This is a genomic window from Streptomyces sp. NPDC000983, from assembly GCF_040299205.1.
Lineage (GTDB): Bacteria > Actinomycetota > Actinomycetes > Streptomycetales > Streptomycetaceae > Streptomyces.
In genome coordinates, this window is the sequence record NZ_JBEPBM010000020.1 from 1 (window position 1) to 1,707 (window position 1,707).

Here is a 1,707-nt window from a genome sequence, read left to right on the forward strand (position 1 = left end):
CCCCGCGCCGCCTTGTGGTACGCCTCCGGCGTCCGCTCGGTGGTGTACCAGCCGTTCGCGTACGCCTTGACCTTGTCGGTCACCTTCCCGCCCAGCAGCTGCCACACCGGCACACCCAGCGCCTTGCCCTTGATGTCCCAGCAGGCCATCTCGATCACCGCGATACCCGACATCACGATCTCGCCGGCCCGCCCGTAGTCGCCGTACTTCATCCGGCGCACGAGGTCTTCCGTCGCGAACGGGTCCGAACCCACAATGTGATTGGCCTCCGCCTCCCGCAGATAGCCGATCAGCGCGTCGGTGTGACCCAGCATCCGGGTCTCCCCGACTCCCGTGATCCCCTCGTCGGTGTGCACCTGTACGTAGGTCAGGTTCCGCCAGGGCGTTCCGACCACGTGTGTGCTGATTCCGGTGATACGCACGGCAGTTGTCCCTTGCTGCGTCGTCGGCCTAGGTCCGCGTGTTCGAGATTTCGTCACACGTTCGAAATGTTGACGTGACAGTAGGGAGGGGGTGCTGGCAGTGTCAATGGGTCGTACCCATAACGGTTTCGACTCCGCTTTCGACGCGGCTTTCGGTGCGGATCGGGCGTATACCTCAACCGGCTTGCCGGAGTGGGCAGTTCCGCACACAACTTTCACAGGCAGACCTATGAACCCTCTTTGCGCGGAACTTAGTCTTCCCGCGTCATGGACTACTGCCACCCGTGCCGACGGCACCTGAACGGCGCCCTCGCCTGCCCCGGCTGTGGCGCCCCGGCCGACCGGCCCCGCATACACACCAGCGAAGAGGCATACGGCGCCCCCGCCGAAACCGCCCCCGAACCGGCCGCGGTGGCCGCGACCGCGGAGCCCGTACGGCCGGGAGGCCGGGCGGAGGCCCGCAGGGCGGCGCGAGCACCCCGCGAAGACGACCACCCGGACCGCGGCCCCGAGGGCCACTCGGAGGGCGGTCCCGAGGTTGCGGAGGAGTACGCACCCGGGGACACGGAGGGACGCGCACCCGAGAGCGCCGGTGCGAGCCGCCGGGACCGCAAGGCCGCCGCGCACCGCAAGCGCCGCCGCCGCACGCTGCTGATCACGGCGGGCGTGATCCTCGCAGCCGGCGGCCTGGGAGTGGCCGAACTGGGCCTGGACGCGTCGGGCTCCACCCCCACCCCGGCAGCGGCGGACGACACCAGACCGGACGGCGCAGCAGCCGAGGAGGCCACTCCGTCCGCGCCCCCGGCCCCCACGAACACCCCCCTGAACGAGCCGTCGCCGAGCACCTCGGCTTCCGCCTCCCCCTCTGACTCCCCGTCGAACGAGGAGTCCGAGACCCCGGAGGACAAGCCCTCCAAGGACCCCCAGTCGGCAGCCACGGGAGGCACGGCCCCCCTCCCCTCCGACCCGTCCCCCCAGCCCACCCAGGCAGACCCGACCCCCACAACACCCCCCACGACCACCCCTCCCACCCCAACCCCCACAGAAACCTGCACCCGCTTCCTGTGGTGGTGCAGCTAACCCAGAGCTCAGAGGCCAGAGGTCAGAGGCCAGGGAAGCACCCTTCAGATCCCTTCCAGGGGCCCCGAAACGCGCCTTCAGGGGCGCGAGGAACTGCGCGACCAGCCCCCACCGGGCCCGCACCCGACCACAGAAGGAAACACGGGCCCCACCGAAAGACACCTCTCAGGGGCGCGGGGAACTGCGCGAGAACCCCCCACGGGCC

2 protein-coding genes are annotated in these 1,707 nt (G+C 70.2%); one reads left to right on the plus strand and one right to left on the minus strand.

Annotated elements, in window-relative coordinates:
- On the minus strand, window positions 1–422 hold a 422-nt coding region (locus tag ABT296_RS22785), incomplete at its 3' end, for an enolase-like domain-containing protein (protein WP_502977303.1).
- Between the two features lie 267 nt (window positions 423–689).
- Here ABT296_RS22785 and ABT296_RS22790 point away from each other — a divergent pair.
- The gene (locus tag ABT296_RS22790; protein ID WP_351930140.1) at window positions 690–1,502 is read left to right on the plus strand and encodes an SCO2400 family protein; all 813 of its coding nucleotides are present in this window, start codon (window positions 690–692) and stop codon (window positions 1,500–1,502) included.
- Window positions 1,503–1,707 lie beyond the last annotated feature (205 nt).